This window comes from Alteromonas sp. 4NH20-0104 (assembly GCF_057547795.1).
In genome coordinates, this window is record NZ_BAAJLP010000037.1 from 37,159 (window position 1) to 54,037 (window position 16,879).

17 protein-coding genes and 1 tRNA gene are annotated in these 16,879 nt (G+C 48.5%); 12 read left to right on the forward strand and 6 right to left on the reverse strand.

The genetic code is table 11. The annotated features are described in order from the left end of the window. Positions 1 to 8: 8 nt before the first annotated feature. From AC27IB_RS20750 to AC27IB_RS20760, 3 genes are all read right to left on the reverse strand, one after another. A complete protein-coding gene (locus tag AC27IB_RS20750) occupies positions 9 to 653 on the reverse strand; it encodes a GntR family transcriptional regulator (RefSeq protein ID WP_296053699.1) in 645 nt (214 codons plus the stop codon). A 327-nt stretch (positions 654 to 980) separates the two neighbouring features. After that, positions 981 to 1,664, reverse strand: coding sequence for a DUF2202 domain-containing protein (locus AC27IB_RS20755; protein ID WP_487123331.1), 684 nt, complete (start codon positions 1,662 to 1,664; stop codon positions 981 to 983). 187 nt (positions 1,665 to 1,851) lie between these two features. Beyond that, a complete protein-coding gene (locus AC27IB_RS20760; protein WP_487123333.1) occupies positions 1,852 to 2,544 on the reverse strand; it encodes a cupin domain-containing protein in 693 nt (230 codons plus the stop codon). A 151-nt stretch (positions 2,545 to 2,695) separates the two neighbouring features. Between AC27IB_RS20760 and AC27IB_RS20765 the strand changes: the two genes are divergently transcribed. Further along, positions 2,696 to 4,183, forward strand: a complete 1,488-nt coding sequence (locus AC27IB_RS20765; protein WP_487123335.1) for a Na+/H+ antiporter NhaC family protein — start codon at positions 2,696 to 2,698, stop codon at positions 4,181 to 4,183. Between the two features lie 55 nt (positions 4,184 to 4,238). Here AC27IB_RS20765 and AC27IB_RS20770 read toward each other — a convergent pair whose 3' ends face one another. Beyond that, positions 4,239 to 5,057, reverse strand: coding sequence for an Npun_F0296 family exosortase-dependent surface protein (locus AC27IB_RS20770; protein WP_296052973.1), 819 nt, complete (start codon positions 5,055 to 5,057; stop codon positions 4,239 to 4,241). A 757-nt stretch (positions 5,058 to 5,814) separates the two neighbouring features. Between AC27IB_RS20770 and AC27IB_RS20775 the strand changes: the two genes are divergently transcribed. The 3 genes from AC27IB_RS20775 to AC27IB_RS20785 all read left to right on the forward strand — a co-directional run bounded on the left by AC27IB_RS20775 (position 5,815) and on the right by AC27IB_RS20785 (position 9,026). Continuing rightward, positions 5,815 to 6,273: a TonB-dependent receptor plug domain-containing protein gene (locus AC27IB_RS20775; protein ID WP_487123337.1), complete on the forward strand. Its 459-nt coding sequence runs from the start codon at positions 5,815 to 5,817 to the stop codon at positions 6,271 to 6,273. Positions 6,274 to 6,406: 133 nt separating this feature from the next. Next, positions 6,407 to 8,473 carry a TonB-dependent receptor domain-containing protein gene (locus AC27IB_RS20780; RefSeq protein WP_487123339.1) on the forward strand — a complete coding sequence of 689 codons (2,067 nt, stop codon included), beginning with the start codon at positions 6,407 to 6,409 and terminating at the stop codon, positions 8,471 to 8,473. A gap of 187 nt (positions 8,474 to 8,660) precedes the next feature. Continuing rightward, positions 8,661 to 9,026 (forward strand): nuclear transport factor 2 family protein, encoded by a 366-nt coding sequence (locus AC27IB_RS20785; protein ID WP_487123350.1) that lies wholly within the window; start codon positions 8,661 to 8,663, stop codon positions 9,024 to 9,026. Between the two features lie 48 nt (positions 9,027 to 9,074). On the opposite strand, the gene AC27IB_RS20790 is transcribed toward AC27IB_RS20785, so the two are convergent. After that, positions 9,075 to 9,151: transfer RNA gene (locus AC27IB_RS20790), tRNA-Ile, on the reverse strand. A 278-nt stretch (positions 9,152 to 9,429) separates the two neighbouring features. On the opposite strand from AC27IB_RS20790, the gene AC27IB_RS20795 reads away from it, so the two are divergent. Continuing rightward, on the forward strand, positions 9,430 to 9,759 hold the full coding sequence (locus AC27IB_RS20795) for a hypothetical protein (protein WP_296052966.1): 330 nt from the start codon (positions 9,430 to 9,432) through the stop codon (positions 9,757 to 9,759). Positions 9,760 to 9,857: 98 nt separating this feature from the next. Here the strand turns inward: AC27IB_RS20795 and AC27IB_RS20800 are convergent, their stop codons facing one another. Beyond that, positions 9,858 to 10,520 (reverse strand): C40 family peptidase, encoded by a 663-nt coding sequence (locus AC27IB_RS20800; protein ID WP_296052964.1) that lies wholly within the window; start codon positions 10,518 to 10,520, stop codon positions 9,858 to 9,860. A 329-nt stretch (positions 10,521 to 10,849) separates the two neighbouring features. On the opposite strand from AC27IB_RS20800, the gene AC27IB_RS20805 reads away from it, so the two are divergent. The 7 genes from AC27IB_RS20805 to AC27IB_RS20835 all read left to right on the forward strand — a co-directional run bounded on the left by AC27IB_RS20805 (position 10,850) and on the right by AC27IB_RS20835 (position 15,960). Next, positions 10,850 to 11,188, forward strand: coding sequence for a DUF3718 domain-containing protein (locus AC27IB_RS20805; RefSeq protein ID WP_296052963.1), 339 nt, complete (start codon positions 10,850 to 10,852; stop codon positions 11,186 to 11,188). Between the two features lie 69 nt (positions 11,189 to 11,257). Further along, positions 11,258 to 12,127, forward strand: coding sequence for a LytR/AlgR family response regulator transcription factor (locus AC27IB_RS20810; RefSeq protein ID WP_487123342.1), 870 nt, complete (start codon positions 11,258 to 11,260; stop codon positions 12,125 to 12,127). 166 nt (positions 12,128 to 12,293) lie between these two features. Beyond that, positions 12,294 to 12,662, forward strand: coding sequence for a CidA/LrgA family protein (locus tag AC27IB_RS20815; RefSeq protein WP_487123344.1), 369 nt, complete (start codon positions 12,294 to 12,296; stop codon positions 12,660 to 12,662). Beyond that, a complete protein-coding gene (locus AC27IB_RS20820) occupies positions 12,656 to 13,396 on the forward strand; it encodes an LrgB family protein (protein ID WP_487123346.1) in 741 nt (246 codons plus the stop codon). Before AC27IB_RS20815 ends, AC27IB_RS20820 begins: the two co-directional genes overlap by 7 nt. Before the next feature lie 122 nt (positions 13,397 to 13,518). Next, the gene (locus AC27IB_RS20825; RefSeq protein ID WP_296051884.1) at positions 13,519 to 14,517 is read left to right on the forward strand and encodes a response regulator; all 999 of its coding nucleotides are present in this window, start codon (positions 13,519 to 13,521) and stop codon (positions 14,515 to 14,517) included. Continuing rightward, on the forward strand, positions 14,517 to 15,002 hold the full coding sequence (locus AC27IB_RS20830; RefSeq protein WP_296051880.1) for a PAS domain-containing protein: 486 nt from the start codon (positions 14,517 to 14,519) through the stop codon (positions 15,000 to 15,002). The genes AC27IB_RS20825 and AC27IB_RS20830 overlap by 1 nt, the downstream gene beginning before the upstream one ends. A gap of 157 nt (positions 15,003 to 15,159) precedes the next feature. Further along, positions 15,160 to 15,960, forward strand: coding sequence for a DUF2884 family protein (locus tag AC27IB_RS20835; RefSeq protein ID WP_487123348.1), 801 nt, complete (start codon positions 15,160 to 15,162; stop codon positions 15,958 to 15,960). The last annotated feature ends 919 nt before the right edge of the window (positions 15,961 to 16,879 follow it).

Here is a 16,879-nt window from a genome sequence, read left to right on the forward strand (position 1 = left end):
TGAATGGCTTATTCGAATAACTCACCGCGTAAATCTTCTAATGTGCTATGAGTATGTTCTTTAAGTAACTTTTTCACCAGTTTAGGTTCTTTGTTCATCCACGCAGCATAAATTTCTTCATGTTCGCGGTAGGCGTCGGCCTCACGATCGGGTGGCTCAAGGTGCTTACGAACGTAACGTTCAGACAGCAGGTGGATCTTGAACAGCAGTTCCTGCGTGATTTTGCGGCCGGCGGGGGCCGACAGCGCCAAATGAAACTCCCGGTTGACGGTAACCGCTTCGGGCGATATTTCATTAGCCATGCTTTGCAGACGTTTAAAAATCTCGGAAACCTTGGCTTTATCTTCCTCGGTGGCTTTTTTACAGCCCTGGGCAGCCGCTTCAGGTTCCAGCGTGGTCCGCAGATGAAACACATCTTCGGCTTCGGCCAGGCTGAGTGGGCGAACAATAAATCCGCGGTTTGGGTGAGAAACTAATAAACCGTCTTGTTCCAGCCGGGTGAGTGCTTCACGCAGCGGGATCTTACTTACTCCCAGATCCTGGGAGAGGGCGTCCTGACGAATGGGTTTTGCCGGGAACATATCGTTGGCAAGGATACGCTCACGAATAATCTCGTAAGCTTGTTCCGACAAAGTTTTAACCACAATTGACATGTATAAATGACTCCTTAACAGAAGTTTGGTATTTCGTTATTTTGATATTTTTTTATTATTGTAGCGATAGTCTGACCGATTCTAGCGGTAGACTTCATGTCATACAGTATACTATCTGAGCTATGGCGGATAGCTACGGGTGGTTTGAATGCTTTCTTTTTGCACAGTTGTGAACGTTAAAGTTTGTTTTGAACGGGTTTTAAAATCAAAAAAACTATTTTTAATATCGGCAGGCGATTAATTTGCGCAGCAATAAGGTAGGCTGAGAGAACTCAGAGCGCCCGAACCTGCCGTTAGAAATTGAATTTAAGGTGTTAAATTAGCCAGTTAGCCTCTTTCCATGGGGCTGTTAACAATCTCATCAAACAGGTCCTGACTGATATATTGAGGGCGATAGGTGCCATTGTTAGTCAGGATTTGACTGTAAAAAGCGCGTAAATGATTGCGTGAACCTTTGAGCAGGTTGCCGTAAACCAGGTCGATGTCGGGATTATCCATCACATCGTTGCCTAAGCGCATGAGATCGTAAATATCCAGCTCCTCTACCTGCGCCCCCACATACAGCGCTTCCAGAATAGAAACAGAGCCACTTTCTGTTAATACAGTATAAAGGTAACTAAACTCAGTGTTGCTGAATGCGCCGGTGGCGTTGTTGGTGACCGGATCGGTTAACTGGTATCGTTCGAGCAATGCCAGGACCGCCTCGGTATGAGTGAGTTCGCTGTTGGCAATGTTACTGAATATCAGCAGGCCGTGTTGGTTATATAAGGTGGTGTACACGTCATGAGCGAGTTTTTCTTCTTCTCGCATCATTAACAGGCCTTCTTCCTCCAGTGCGGTCAGGGTACCTAACGGGTATGTATTCAGTTGGTTACGAAGCTGACTAAGGTTAAATGTGGACAGGCCATCATTATTGACTGTAAACGTGTTTGGCCCCTGATTGTTGCCATCGCCACAGCCAGCTGTGAATAAAGCCATACCCATTAGTATAAAAAGTAAAAAACGGTACATAGTCTCTGCTCCTGAACCATGAGGCTCCTACAGCGCCTCTTCAATAAGCAGATAGCAAGCTTGGTGCCTACTTTTTAGTATATTTTACTATTTGAAATATAAGCTTTTTATTCTAAGCGAGGGCGGCTTTGGTCAGCGTTGACAGTAATTGCCTGAGGCACTGACAACTCTGACACAGCCTGACTCATCAGCCGTCGCTGATAAACTTGTCGCCGAGTAAGTTTGCGCCCATATAACCCACTTTTACGAAGATCAGCGCGCCTTCCTCACCCGTAAAAGGGGTATGCTGACTGTATCTTGGATTGCGGATCCAACTGCCTGCCGGATAACTGCCATGTTCGTCGTTGAAGACCCCGTTAAGGACCAGTATTTCCTCGCCGCCCGGATGAACGTGCCCGCCAAACCGGGTGTCAGGCGCCCATTTAACCAGCGCAGTGCTGACGCCGTTGTGTTCATGCAATGGCATTACACTAAGCCCTTCAACCTGGCCGGGAAGCCATGCTGCCTGATGTGTATTGATGGTGAGATGTTCGGAATCGTCTTGTGCAAACTGCCAGAGCTTAACCAGAATGGTACATCCGGCTGCTGAGAATGGCGTGTGTGCACTGCCTGGGGGATTGCGCAGATAGGTACCGGCAGGGTAATCGCCGTGCTCATCACTGAAAGTGCCGCTTAAAACATAGATCTCCTCACCGCCATCGTGGGTGTGGCCACTGTAACCGGCGCCCGCGTCGTAACGGACTATGCTGGTAGCTCGGGCTACCTCACCACCGGCGCGGTCCAGCATCATGCGGCTAACGCCGTTAAGCGGAGAAGGGATAAATTCGTACTCTTCGGGTTGAATAACCACTCGCTGACTAAAATCACTGTTTATTTGCATGGTTGATATTGCTCGGTCCAGGGGCGTTGGAGGATTGTACGTACGAATGGGTGAAAAGCTCAACTCATTGCGACATCTGCTTGTTTAAGATAGATTTATATAAATTATAATTTATTGGTTCGGCAACTATTTTGCCCAGCAGGACGGTATTTTGACACACCCTGATATGCTTTCTGTTCTTCCCATTGTTGTAACGCTTGCGTTGGCTTTGTATACCAAGCATGTGGTGATTGGTTTGTTTGGCGGGGTGGTCACCGCGGTGATTTTACTCACCGGCTGGCATCCGCTGAATGTAATGGCGGAGCTGATCAAGACCCATTTAGTGGGCACACTCACCGATAGTTACAATGCCGGAGTGATTGTGTTGATGGTGTTTATTGGTGGCTTTGTGGCCCTGATGGAGAAGTCTGGTGGCGGGCCGGCTTTTGCCAGTAAAATGATTGGGGTGATCGCCAGTAAGGCTAAAGCGCAAATAGCAGCCTGGTGTGGCGGTATCTTTATCTTCTATTCAGATTTAGGCACGCCGCTGATTATTGGGCCGGTATTTCGACCATTGTTTGAGAAGCTTCAGGTGTCGCGGGAAAAACTGGCATTTATTATCGACTCCACGGCCTCGCCCGTAGCCATTCTGGTGCCCTTCATTGGGTGGGGGATATACATTATGGGCTTGTTACAAAAGGAGTTCGAACAGGCCGGTAAATCCCTCGATAGCTGGCAGGTGTTTATTGCTGTTATTCCCTATCAGTTTTATGCCTTACTGGCGATTGCCGTGATCCCGTTGCTGGTGTTTCTTAAAGCCGATATTGGCGCCATGGCAAAAACTGAAATAAAGGCGGCGAAAGTGCCAGTATCGGCTAACCCGAAAGAAGAAAACAGGAATAAGGTGCAGGCCTTTACCCATAAAAATGCCCGCGCCAGCTTTGTGTTTTTGCCACTGTTAGTTATGGCGCTGGTATTGCTCTTTATGCTGGTGCCATTGGGGTTTCCGTTTTCCAGTGTGCCGGGCTCAGTATTTCGGGCCGCCCTTGCCAGTGCCTATTTTCTGGCGGCGTGCACGCTGATTGGACTAATGGCCTGGTATAAGGTTCGTTCTGGCTTGGAGGGCGTTACGCTGTATTTGCAGGGCATGAGCGGCATGATGCAGGTGATCATTGTACTGGTGTTGGCCTGGACATTGAGTTCCCTGGGCCACGAGTTGGGTACGGCTGCCTACATTGCTGAACAGGCGCAACGGGGGTTTCCGGCCTGGTTACTGCCGCTGGTAGCCTTTTTGCTGTCGGCGGTTATTTCCTTTGCGACCGGTTCTTCCTGGGGCACCTTTGCTATTATGTTGCCCTTGGTGATCCCAACCGCCTTTGCCATTGATGCCGCATTATTAGTGAGCATTGGGGCGGTATTATCCGGCGGATTATTTGGCGATCACTGCTCGCCCATATCGGAAACCACAATATTGTCGGCTACGGGGGCTAGCTGCCGTCAGTACGACCATTTTAAAACTCAGCTACCTTACGCACTAATGAACGGTGGCATTGCGGTTGTGGCGTTTGCTATTGCCGGCTGGGTGACCAGTCCGCTGATTTTTGTTGGCGCACTGATGGTTCAGCTGATAGTGCTTACTGTACTGAAGCGCGTTACGTGAATGACGGACATAAAAAAAGCTGACCGAAGTCAGCTTTTTTCGTATTAACTAGCTATTACTTTTTACGGCGTAAGCGAAGTCCGATAGCTGCCAGACCTAACAGTAACAGAGCGTTGCTACCAGGGCTTGAAGCAAGAACAGGACGCTGGCTCAAACCAACAACAATGTTGTCGAACTCACCGGCTACACCAGAAGTGTTGATCACCAGGCGGTCAAACTGTTCGGCGAATGAGAAATCGATATTCACATAAACGTTTGAACCAGGGTTTGTTTGGTTACCTGCGCTGCCACCCAGGGCATTAAGCAGGCTATTACCTGTAATGCTAGAAACCAGGTTTCCGCCAGAGTAGAAATTAAAATCGTTGTAACGGTCTACCGAACCCCAGTAGAAGCCTAGATAGGTAATACCTGTGTCTGCGTTGGCTGCCAGTAACTGACTATAGTCAAAGGTAAAGCTCGCAGAACCGCTGCCGTTATTGGTCAGGTAGGCGAAACATGTATCATCGTTTGCAGGTGCAGCTGCTACGTTAGAGACAGAGCCCTGACGAACACCAACGTTACTGCTTGGAGGCGTTACCAAAACGCCAGCAGGACCGCCGTTTACACTGTTTACTGCACAATCCTGATCAAAACCTGGATCGTTATAAGCAGTAGAGCCCGGGAAACCAGAAAAATTGGTATCCTGGTCGAATGTTTCAATGAAGTAACCTGGCAAACCACCGGTTACTGGATCGATATACTGGCTGGTTAAGCCAGAGCTATCAGTTGCTGCATCGTAGGAGAAAGAGATAGATGCGGCGTTAGCTGATAATGAACCGAAAACTAATGCGCCACCGATTGATACAACCTTAGCGACTTGGCTCAACTTTTTCATTTTATGGTCCTTAAAGGCAGGAGAATTCAAAATACACTGAATGTATAGCCATTATCATGCCAACTTAATATTTTATACTAATTTCAATGGCTTGGGGTTTTTCATCTGTTTTCCTAAACAGTCACCTGTAAAAAAAATTGACATGGTTAGGTTGTTTTTTGAGCGGTTTGGTAATTGTTCGTAAGTTACTTCGGGTCACAATAGACATGTTAGCTCGTTAAGATTTGCTTATTATGACTCGGATGTAATGTAAAAGCCGGCCGTCAGGTTAGTTAAGAAAAATGAGAGGCTGTCTCCCAGTTTTTGTTGGCTAAATAGAGCCGTAAAAAACTCTGTTTGTCTCTTTTCGCTCGCTCAGCCGCTCCTGGTACTACCCAGCCTGCAAATTTTCATATGAAAATTTAATGTTAATTTTTAATCCCGTTCTAAAAATAATCCTCCATCTTTAAAATAAAACCCAAATTCAAAAATTGCATGAATAATATAGGATAATTTTGACAATAGTCATATTCAGTCAATATCAATCATAAAATAATGATTAAAATATGTTGGCTATGATTGGTTTTTGGTTTAATTGTTTAAATAATGTTAATTGCTTGGTGGTGCGGTGTTTACATTTGCCCGGAAAAGCAAGGCGCAGTAACTGATGGTCAATAATAAAAAAATGAAGACCAGCTATGTGGTTTCCCCAGAGCCCTGAAGTTTCGCTACTGGGAAGCTGTTGATGATAAAGACTCAACTCATAGTGAGAAAAAATATGGTTGCGAATGAAGTAAATGAATTGCCTAATGCATTTCGGGTAAGAAAAGTGGTGGCTGCAATGTGTCTGGCAGGCATGATGTCATCCCCAATTGTTGGTGCACAGGAGAATAACAACGCACAAAACAGTGAAGAGGAAGAGGTAGAAAATATTGTTGTCACCGGTGTGTTTTCAGCTAAATCGCTGGAGCAGGTTCCGGTAGCTCTGTCTGTGATTAGTGGTGAAGAGTTAGAACAACAAATTCCGTCGAGCGCATCAGATATTTTAAAAAATGTTCCGGGTGTATTTGTTAACTCTGCACTGGGTGAAATTCGTAACGTGGTGTTTTCCCGGTGCGTATCGGCCAACTCGTTAGATGGCGCAAGTGGTTACTATTACGTATCCATGCAGGAAAACTCAGTACCGGTAGAACTGATGACCACCACTAATTTGACTATTTCTCGCGCCCTGATTTGATGTTGGATCACGTGGAGTCGCTGCGAGGCGGCACCGCCAGTGTGACCGGCGCAAATGCCCCTGGTGGGGTATTTAACTATATTATGCGCACGGTAAATCCTTTGATAAAACGCAGATCCAGGCCCGTTATGGGTTGGAGGGCGATAATAACCCGTATAAGCGGCTGGACTTTTATACCGGTGGCGAGCTATCGGAAGACACTTACTATGCGGTGGGTGGTTTTTATCGTAAGGCCAAAGGTGCACGCCATCCGGGCTATGATCTGAACTATGGTGGTCAGATACGGGCCAATATTCTGCATGAGTACGATGGTGGCCGGGTACAGGTTAATGCCAAATACTTAAACGACCATAACGGCTGGTTTGAATTTATTCCATCAACCAACTTTAGCGATCCGCGTCCGGCTACTGGTTTTAGTACCACCAGTTCGGTATTACCGCCGGCGAATCCTCACACCTTTACTAATCCCGATGGCAGCACCGGGTCCTGGGACGGTTCTGATCTGATCCACTCCAAAGAGAAAAGTGTCAATCTGGACTGGCGTCATGACTTACCCAATGATTTTAGTTTGAACACCTGGCTGGGCTATGCGCAAAAATCAACGGAATGGAACACCGGGGCTGTAATCTCACCAATGAACCTGACCGATATGTTTGCTGGCATTCTACCGGGTTCCTTTGGCTTGCCGGGGGAAACCGTTTACAGCTATCAGGATAGTGGCGCAGAAGCGGCGCGCGTAGCCTCTGCCACTGGCTTTGATCGCACGGTGGTTTCGAGCAACCTGCCATCGCCAACCTTATTTGATGGCGCGGGTGTGTTTACGCAGTTCGCAATGTATCAACTGTATGAAACCGATGAGGTGTTCTTTAAATCTGTGCTGAATAAAGAAGCCGGTAATCACAGCCTGGCATTTGGTATTGAGTTATCTAAAGGCGATATCGATAATACAGGGGGCTCTGGTGGTGCCGGTGTTGCGACGTTGGAAGAACAGCCTCGTATGCTGGATATTACTCACATTTTACCGGATGGCACAGAGCTGATTGTCACCGACCCGGCCGGGTTTGGTGCGCACGCTAATGCGTTCTCTTCGGGGGTAAAATATCAGGGAAGTCAGAAACAGATGTCACTTTTCGTGGGTGATACCTGGTACGTGAATGATGAAATCACTATTGATGCGGCGGTACGTTATGAAAAAATTAACTACGACGCAAAGAACACGGCTGTTAACCGCAATGTGCCCGCCTCGGCCTACAATGGTGGCGGTGGTGCGGACGGCAATCCTGCAACGCTTTACGACAATCAGGCTAACGAAACTATTGAGCTGAATGTGGAGCGTGATTACGACTACTTTGCTTATACGGGCTCAGTGACCTATCAATGGTCGGCGGATGTGAGTACCTACGTGCGCTATTCAAATTCTAAGAAAGCGCCGGATATGGGCTCTGTAGTGTTACTGGATACTCCGTTCAGGGTTGATAATGAGTTTGCCCAGCCACAAAAAATTGAGCAGATGGAAATCGGTATTAAGTACCTTTCAGATAACTGGAATATTGCTTTATTCCCGTTTTATAGTGGCCTGACCAACGTAGGCGCTATTCAACAGTTTACCGATGAGTTTGGCCGTAACTACCTCACGCCCACGCGTTTCGGTGAAGTAACAACCTATGGTTTGGAGGCCGATGTTGACTGGGAAATTACGTCTTCGTTACGAGTACGTTCAGCATTAACTTTACAAACCGCCGAAGCATCTGGATTTGGCTTGTGGGCGCCTAATGATCCAGGCGCCGATGACGATGTGTATACGGTTGGCCCGGATACTGACGCCGACAACGTGCCAAATGTGATGTTCAGAGGCACTATAACCTGGGATGCCAGCGATGATATTCAGACCTATCTGACGTCCAGTTACATGGGGGATCGCCCGGCTAACCGTCAGGGCGCCTGGGACTTACCTGCCTACTGGATGTTTGATGCTGGTGTTACCTGGAATGTGAACGACAACTGGAAGGTGCAAGGGCAGATCCGCAACCTGTTTGATGAAGCCGGCGTAATGTCGTGGGCGGCTCCGGGAGGCTTCCTGGCATCTCTCGACCGTCAGAGCGTTTCGCAGGAGTCTATTGCGGCCAATCCAAATGCCATATTTGGTGTGGCTTACGACCAACCCCGTTCCTACTGGGTTACCGCTACATATACTTTCTAACCTCAAGAAGCTGCCAACCGGCAGCTTTTTTCTTTTACAGGAATTATTATGAAATCAGTATTCTCTGCGATGTTGTTATCGCTCATGGTATTTAGCTTGCCCACAGGAGCACAGGAGCACAAGAGCACAGGAAGCGGTTACAGCGGCTGAAGATCACCGTTTATTATTACAAAGCGACGACCCACAACTGGCTGCCAATAAGCAACTAGTTTATGACTTCTGGCGGGAAGTGTTTGAAGGCGGGCATCTGGAGCTTGCTGATAAATACCTTACCGAGTCTTACATTCAGCATAACCCCAACGTGCCAAGTGGCAGGCAGAGCTTTGTAGACTTCTTTAGTCAGTTCACTACCGCAAAACCCATAAAGGAAACGGTGGAAATGCCGCTGGTATCCATTGTTGCCGAAAAGGATTGGGTTATTCTTACGTTTGTGCAGGATGTGAAAGAGCCTGAAGGCAAAAACAGTGCTTACACCACCACGTGGTTTGATATGTTTCGCATTGAAGATGGGAAAATTGCTGAACACTGGGATCCGGCCAGAAAGATGCCGTAGCCACTGGCAAAAGCCGGGAACATCAAAAACGGTGGAAATTGCGCGAAATGGTGGCCCCACCCTGACTCGAACAGGGGACCTAACGATTATGAGTCGTGTGCTCTAACCAACTGAGCTATAGGGCCATTGTGCGGTAAACGCTATTGAACACCTGGTTGAAATACCAAGCGCGCGCAAGTATAAGCAGTTTTTCCGGGCTTGTCACCCCATGTTGGGATTACTTGATGTTTTCTTATACTGAACAATACTAAAAATAACGATCTGTAGAAGCCTGAACCTGATCAGATTTGCTGAATCCAGTGAGCAACGCCATAGCTTAGTGCAAATATACTAATAGTCTGCTATCTTTCAGCTACTTATAGATAAATACGTCTTGGTTCGGCATTTGAATTGGGAGATAACAATGACTGAAAAACCCTATTTGGTCAGTGGCCGCAACACATTAATCCATAAAATTCGTAAATTTGATCTACTGATACTAAACGGCAATGACGACCCGGCAGTAGTGGTGAATTACAAGGGCATTAAGGAATATTCGGGCAAGATCCCGGAAAACAAACGCGAAGCCAAAATGATGGATATAGAGCTGGTGGATGCTACCAGTAGCGAAGTATTCGGCGATGAAAAAACGCTGATTTTTGTGCAAACCCTTAACGGCAAAGAATACAAAATTGATTATTCTAAAGCCGGTACCTCGATGTTTATTCGCGTTCATCAGGACAGCATTTTTTAAGCGCCTGCATAACACTGTTGGTAGGCTTGTGATGGCAACCTACCAAACCGCTTTCGTATGTTAAGGCTACTCTGTTTCTCCTCTCTATGAGCCCGGCGCTACCCTAGATTTCCCCAACGGTGGGGATCCAGCGTATTAAATCCCTTAATTGGCTTTTTTTTGCCCTTGAGCTGCACGTATTCAGGTGCGTAGATAGTGAACTGGCAAATATCTTTGGGCGTGGTTTCCGATGGATTGAGTTCAATGGCGATGCCTGCCTGATTTAACCCTTCGGCTACCAGTTCTGAACAGAACCAGCGATTGCTCTTTTTACGGTTGTAGGTGATCCAGTTAAACCAGCGGTGATCGTCAAACACATCGATAGCCGCACCAAACAATTGCCAGATGTCATAATCCTTGCCCAGTTCGCCGGCCAGAAAATCGTGAAAGCCATGCCAGTTGTTCTGCAATTGCTGCTTGGCAGCATCATGCAGGGGGAGCCACCATACCTCGCCTTTGTAGTGCTTTATTCGTTCTTCCACATAGTTGTGCATTACCCCTTTTTTACCTTTTATAGAGGTAGCCTCAATCATAGTGAGGTCCTGCACATCGGAGACTGAGCGATGGTCGTCCGGCGAGTCGATGACCATTGCGGTGTGGGTAACCACCGAACGGGTCGTGAACTTGGCCCACCGCGAAAATAAGCTGGTACCACCAAAGGCAATGATATCGCCTGGCGCAATAAGGTGTTTTATATCGTGATAGGCGTTTTGAGTAAGCATGTCATTCCTGTTGCTGCCTGAGCTCTTTGCAATCCGGTTTCTGGCCAAACAGATCATCTGTTTTCGGCTTTTCTCGCTTCTTTACCGCGTACTCCTTGCTCGGGGCATCAGGGCGAATGTTACAAAGTGTGTGACACACACGATTAACAATAGGGGATTCCGGACCGTTTAACTGCAGTTATATCCCTTTTGTCGCAAAATCTCAAATAGACGTCGATTAACGCTTTGCAGGCAACCTTTTGCTGCTCTGCCCCTACTGTATAAGAGCGAAAGGAAGAGTCAGGCTTCATCTTCCACAACAGAGTCAGCGATAGGTAGAGGATAGTGTCATGCAAAAAATTAACAGTGTAATTCGTTCAGCGTTATTAGCAGGTACCACAGTAGTAGCAACATTCGGCGGTATTGCTTCCGCTCAGGCCGGCAACTTGCCTGAGGCCATGGAAGATAAATTAGTCGCGGTTTGTCAGGCAATTAAAGACGACAGCCGCATTGAGCTGCACAAAGCAGTCAGGGACAGCGGGGTAAGTTACCGTCGTCTGGCCCGCGGCCTGGTGTGTGATGGCATGGATATGTACACCTTTGCGATGCAGCATGGTGCCGATAATACCGGTGCGGTAATTGCCAAACGCACCAACCTGGAAGAACCAAGTTTAACAGCGAAGCAGTAGGGTAATGGTTTTAGTTCCCTCCCTGGGGTTTGGGCTGTGTTCTTCACAGCCCTTTTTTCGGAGTCTGATATGGAAGAGATGCAGTCAGATAGTATTGTAATGCGATTTATTGGAACACCGAGTGCGGAAGTTGATGCCTTTCATCAGTTTCTATCACAGCATATTGTAGCGCCTTTTGAGTTTAACTTTACCGCGGATCTTAACGAAGCCGCGTTGAATGAACTTATTGCCAGCCACCCGTCAATGACTTCTGGCACTTCATGTCAGCCACCAGAGATTCAAATTGTAGTCACCGATCAGGCCACCATAAAACCGTTTCTTGAAACCGGTTTTCGTGGGGTAACCAGCGTAATGTGCGGCCACTCTAATCAGGATGCATTGCAGGCGTTTAACGCTGGTGTAGGAATGTTTTTTTGTTTATCGGCCAGCCTGGAGGAAAAGCGTAAGCAACTGCACCGCTTGTACTTGAAATATCAAACCCGGATTCAGGCCATGAAATGGCATTTGGTAACCGAGCAGCTCGCCCGGCAACGCGCGTGTTCGCCTGCGCGCCTGATGGCTGAATTGTCTGACGTGAAATCGAATTGTTCGCGGCCAACTCAGCAAATTGCCATGCGCTGTGGCGTAGACTGGCAGTATGTAGACTGGCAAACCATTCGATATGTGGAAGCCGCGGGAGACTACATGTGTGTTTACACTCAGGAAGAAACCCTGATTGTGCGTTCAACGTTAACCGAGATGGCCAGGCGATTACCTCAACACGCCTTCACCCGTGTAAACCGCTCCATTATTGTAAACACGCAGTTTGTGAAGCGGCTTATTAAACTCAACTCGCGGGTAAATTACGTGGAGCTGCAGGATGGCAGTAAGGTAAAAATAAGCCGGCGACTAATGCCTGTTTGTCATCAACAACTGGATGCGGCGCTGTCGCAGTCCTGAGTGGGTGAGTCTGCTGGCGGGTTGTGCTGGCAAAGGGGACCGGTGCTCACCACATCGTCATTTCTTAAATTAATCCTACACATAAGTCACTACAACTGAAGTCGGGTAGTGGTTTAGCGTGAACCTCGTTATTATCAAAACATTCCTTCCCGGCGGAGCATTCTGCGTGCATGTAAAATCAACCCTGACTGGCTGGCTAATGATTACTGGCTGCTATCTGGTGGGCGAATTTTTTGTGTTAGTCACTGATTTGCCATTGCCTGGAGCCTTAATTGGGCTGTTATTGTTGCTCGGTGGTCTGCTACTCAGACAGCGCCCGGCAATCACGGTAGGGCGAGGGGCTAAGCCATTGCTTACCCATATGTCGGTGTTGTTTGTACCGGCTGTTATTGGTGTGGGGTTGTTCTGGGCAGAGGTGAGTGAAAATGCATTGGGGATTGTGCTGGCTTTGGTGGCTACCACTATTGTTGCGCTTGGCTTTACGGCCTGGTTTGCCCAGCGCCTGATGAAATCCAGACGGTCTGATAAATGTTAAGAGCAGAGCTGGCCGTTAATCAGATCATCACCCGTTTTAGCGAGGTCATCAGCCACACCGTCACGGTTTCCGGGGTATTGTGGTTGGCCATTACGCTGGCGTTTTATGGCGTTGCGCTTAAAATCTTCCGGGCCTCCCGAGGCCATCCATTGGTACATCCGTTGAGTATCACTACTATTGCGGTGGCTGGGGTGATGTGGTTGTCTGATGTCTCCGCTGCTCAGTACCGGGAATACGCGTCATTATTGCATTGGTTACTGGGGCCTGCCACGGTGGCCCTGGCGGTCCCTATGTATAATCAGTGGCAGAATATTCGCCAGTTAGGTGCCCCGCTTGTTATCAGTGTAATGGTGGGGGGCATTGTTGCGCCGCTGCTGGCCTGGGGCGTAATTTACTTAACCGATGCGCCGGTGGCTATCCAAATGACCATGCTGGTGAAATCTATTACCAGCCCGCTGGCAATGGAAACGGGCGCAGCCATTGGCGGTATTCCTGCACTCGCTGCCGTATTCGTTATTCTGACCGGCATTGTTGGGGCTCTCGCAGCGCCGCTCACCTATCGGCTACTTGCGGTAACCATGCCTGATGCACAGGGACTGGCACTGGGGGCTGTCTGCCATGCTGTGGGCACCTCCAAAGCCTTACAGATGGGCGAAGTACAAGGCGCTCTGGCTACAGTTGGGCTTGGGCTTAACGGCATTCTTACCGCTATCATCTTACCGGTTATATTTTAAGGCTATGGGTTAACCTGAAGCACAAATACTGTGCATTTAGTTTGATTTTTGGCGACTGACTGCTATTTGTTAAAGGGTGCTTACTGCACGGTTTTGTGCCGGTTCTTAACCCTTGGATAGCTATGTACTCTGTTTTAATCTGTGATGACTCGCTGGTGGCCCGCAAGCAGGTAGCAAAATGCCTGCCGCAGGACTGGGACGTTGCTATCCATTTTGCCAGGCATGGCGGAGAGGCCATAGAGTGTTTAACCGCTGGTAAAGGCCAGCTGTTGTTACTCGACTTGAATATGCCTGAGATGGACGGCTATCAAACGCTGGAGGCCATTGGCAATCAGGGCTTAAAAACCAATGTTATTGTGGTGTCTGGCGACGTGCAGCCCGAAGCCCGGGAACGGGTTATCAGGCTGGGGGCGCTGGATTTCATTCGTAAACCGGTTAGTGCGCCGGAGCTGCTGGATGTGTTAAGCAAGCACAAGCTCATTAATGCGCCTGAAGCAGAAGAGCCGCAGGAATTTGAACCGCTCGATCCGGATATTCGTGACTGCTATCAGGAGATCACCAATATTGCCATGGGACGGGCGGGCGACCATTTAGCCAGAACGCTGAATGTCTTTGTGCATTTACCTATTCCAAACGTTAACCTTATTGAAGTGTCTGAGTTACACATGCTGCTCAGTGACATTGAAAATCACGAACGGGTCAGTGCGGTTTGTCAGGGCTTTGTGGGGCCTGGCGTGCAGGGCGAAGCATTGTGTATTCTGAGTGACTCAAGTCTTGATGATGTGGCACGTATCCTCAATATCTCCGGCGACGTCGACGACCAAAAACAACTAGAGTTATTGATGGATGCGGCCAGTATTCTGATTGGCACTTGCCTGAGTGGTATTGCAGAGCAGCTCGATATCAGCTTTGCCCAGGGGCAGCCGGTTGTGCTTGGCCAGCATCGAAATATTACCGAGATCATCGCAACCAACAAACTTAAATGGAAAAGAACCCTGGCCATCGAAATTTCCTACGGCCTGGAAGGGTATAACACCGTGTGTGAACTGCTGTTGTTATTTACCGAAAGCTCCATGGAAACACTCAATTATAAACTTGCTCACCTGCTGGAGGATTTCTGATGGCGAATGACGCCGTGGATGACATGCTTGAGTTTCATTGGATCATCGACATGCTGCAAACGGTGGATGTTGGAATTGTGGTGTTGGATCGCGAATTCAAAATCAAAATGTGGAACGGCTTTATGGAAAGCCATAGCGGCAAGTTACCGTCGGAGGTGCGCGATAAAACCCTGTTTAGTTTGTTTCCGGACATCAATCACAACTGGTTTGCGCAAAAAGCCAAGCCGGTGTTTGAGCTGAAAACGCGCGCATTTATGCTGTGGGAGCAGCGTCCTTACCTGTTTAAATTTTCCAATTACCGGCCGATTACCGGTAGCGAAGAATTTATGTATCAGAATATCATTTTGTCGCCACTGGTCTCTGCCACCGGCAAGGTTGAACATATCAGTATGATGATTTACGACATGACCGATATTGCGGGTGGTAAGAAGCAACTTGAAGCATTGCAGGTAATGCAGAGTGAAGCATTAGAGCGGGGGGCATAAGGCGCGCGCCTGATATATGGTGGGTTATTTGCGACGAGTTACCGCGAGCAATGTAGCGTTCACCGCTGGTTGTTATAGGTGCCTGTATTCAACCTGATTTTTAGCAATCTGGTCTAAAGCGACTTTTCATTTACGGTTTTGGTTTCACAATATCGGTATGAAAAGCGTATCTCATTTCCTGTTTTACATAATGTGTTTGTTACCGGCTGGTATTTCTGCGCCGGCTGTGGCCCATTATAGCTGCGATGTTGATTTAAATTATGGCGTTGTGGTGAATGACGATCAGCTTCGCATACTCAAAGAATATCTCACCTTATATCAGATAAATCACCAGCAGCAGCTGTTTGTTGCGGGTGACTGGCTCAAGCTGGATAAAAACCAGTCTGCATTGGTCACCGAGTACGCTAAAGGTTTGCATGCGGTGGTTCCTCAGGTAACACTGCTGGCCACTACCGGCATTGATTTAGCTACCGATACCGTTCAGCAGATGTTTTTGTCGCTACTGGGCAGCGATCACGACAGTTACGAAAAGCTCAACGCTGCTATGGATAAAATGAAAAAGCGGGTGCGTAAGAAGTTTCGTTATGCCCGCAGTCATTATTACCTTGGGCCTAGTTCCAGTGAAGGGCTGGATGAGTTGGCGGAGGCCGATCTGATGGTGCCTTTATCAAAAACGCTCACTACCTCTGTGGGCAGTATTCTGACGACACTTGGTGCAATGGACTCGGGTAAACTAGCGGTGGATCGCACAGAGATGGCGGTTATCAATCAACGTATCGCTCACTATGCGGCCACTTCAGACGGCGATGGGCCGCCTGTAGACACCACGTTACCGCAAAAAGCACGCTGGTACTGCGACTACCTGAAGCAACTCGATATGCTCGAAAAGCAAATGCAGAGTACCATCCCGCAATTGGCAGGCATCGACTTCATTCGTCAAACCGGCCATAAAGACTAATCACACCGCAGTAGATGTTACCCGGCATGTCAGGGTTTAATACTTCCTCCGCGTCATCCTTCGCACGATCCCGTGGGTAAGACAGCCTGTTATGGAGATCCCGGCTCGGGGGCCGGGATGACGGTAAATGTTGGGCCACGATGGCGTAACATGTAGGGGCTGGGTGACGATAATATTGAAGCCTGCTCCACTCTCGTCATCCCCGCATGCTGTAAGCGGGGATCCCCTTGCATGATATCGTGGGTGTACTACTTCATTGGCGAACCCCTTTAATTGGGTAAGACAGCCTGTTATGGAGATCCCGGCTCGGGGGCCGGGATGACGGTAATATTTAACCGTGATGACGGTAAATGTTGGGCCGGGATGACGATAAATGTTGGGCCGGGATGGCGTTACATGTAGGGGCTGGATGACGGTAAATGGTGAGCCACGATGGCGTAACATGCAGGGGCTGGGTGACGGTAATATTGAAGCCTGTTCCACTCTCGTCATCCCCGCATGCTGTAAGCGGGGATCCCCTTGCATGATATCGTGGGTGTACTACTTCATTGGCGAACCCCTTTAATTGGGTAAGACAGCCTGTTATGGAGATCCCGGCTCGGAGGCCGGGATGACGATAAATGTTGGGCCGGGATGACGATAAATGTTGGGTCACGATGGCGTAACATGCAGGGGCTGGGTGACGATAAATGTTGGGTCACGATGGCGTAACATGCAGGGGCTGGGTGACGGTAAATGGTGAGCCACGATGGCGTTACATGTAGGGGCTGGATGACGGTATTATTGACGCCTGTTCCACTCTCGTCATCCCCGCATGCTGTAAGCGGGGATCCCCTTGCATGATATCGTGGGTGTACTACTTCATTGGCGAATCGCTTGAATTGGATAAGACAGCCTGTTATGGAGATCCCGGCTCGGA

What these genes read in the sequence shown, in the direction of transcription:
- AC27IB_RS20830 (WP_296051880.1), top strand. Translation starts at nt 14,517, where the DNA reads ATGGCGAATGACGCCGTGGATGACATGCTTGAGTTTCATTGGATCATC.
- AC27IB_RS20775 (WP_487123337.1), top strand. Translation starts at nt 5,815, where the DNA reads ATGGTTGCGAATGAAGTAAATGAATTGCCTAATGCATTTCGGGTAAGA.
- AC27IB_RS20800 (WP_296052964.1), bottom strand. Translation starts at nt 10,520, where the DNA reads ATGCTTACTCAAAACGCCTATCACGATATAAAACACCTTATTGCGCCA.
- AC27IB_RS20835 (WP_487123348.1), top strand. Translation starts at nt 15,160, where the DNA reads ATGAAAAGCGTATCTCATTTCCTGTTTTACATAATGTGTTTGTTACCG.
- AC27IB_RS20760 (WP_487123333.1), bottom strand. Translation starts at nt 2,544, where the DNA reads ATGCAAATAAACAGTGATTTTAGTCAGCGAGTGGTTATTCAACCCGAA.
- AC27IB_RS20770 (WP_296052973.1), bottom strand. Translation starts at nt 5,057, where the DNA reads ATGAAAAAGTTGAGCCAAGTCGCTAAGGTTGTATCAATCGGTGGCGCA.
- AC27IB_RS20820 (WP_487123346.1), top strand. Translation starts at nt 12,656, where the DNA reads ATGTTAAGAGCAGAGCTGGCCGTTAATCAGATCATCACCCGTTTTAGC.
- AC27IB_RS20795 (WP_296052966.1), top strand. Translation starts at nt 9,430, where the DNA reads ATGACTGAAAAACCCTATTTGGTCAGTGGCCGCAACACATTAATCCAT.
- AC27IB_RS20805 (WP_296052963.1), top strand. Translation starts at nt 10,850, where the DNA reads ATGCAAAAAATTAACAGTGTAATTCGTTCAGCGTTATTAGCAGGTACC.
- AC27IB_RS20825 (WP_296051884.1), top strand. Translation starts at nt 13,519, where the DNA reads ATGTACTCTGTTTTAATCTGTGATGACTCGCTGGTGGCCCGCAAGCAG.
- AC27IB_RS20810 (WP_487123342.1), top strand. Translation starts at nt 11,258, where the DNA reads ATGGAAGAGATGCAGTCAGATAGTATTGTAATGCGATTTATTGGAACA.
- AC27IB_RS20755 (WP_487123331.1), bottom strand. Translation starts at nt 1,664, where the DNA reads ATGTACCGTTTTTTACTTTTTATACTAATGGGTATGGCTTTATTCACA.
- AC27IB_RS20750 (WP_296053699.1), bottom strand. Translation starts at nt 653, where the DNA reads ATGTCAATTGTGGTTAAAACTTTGTCGGAACAAGCTTACGAGATTATT.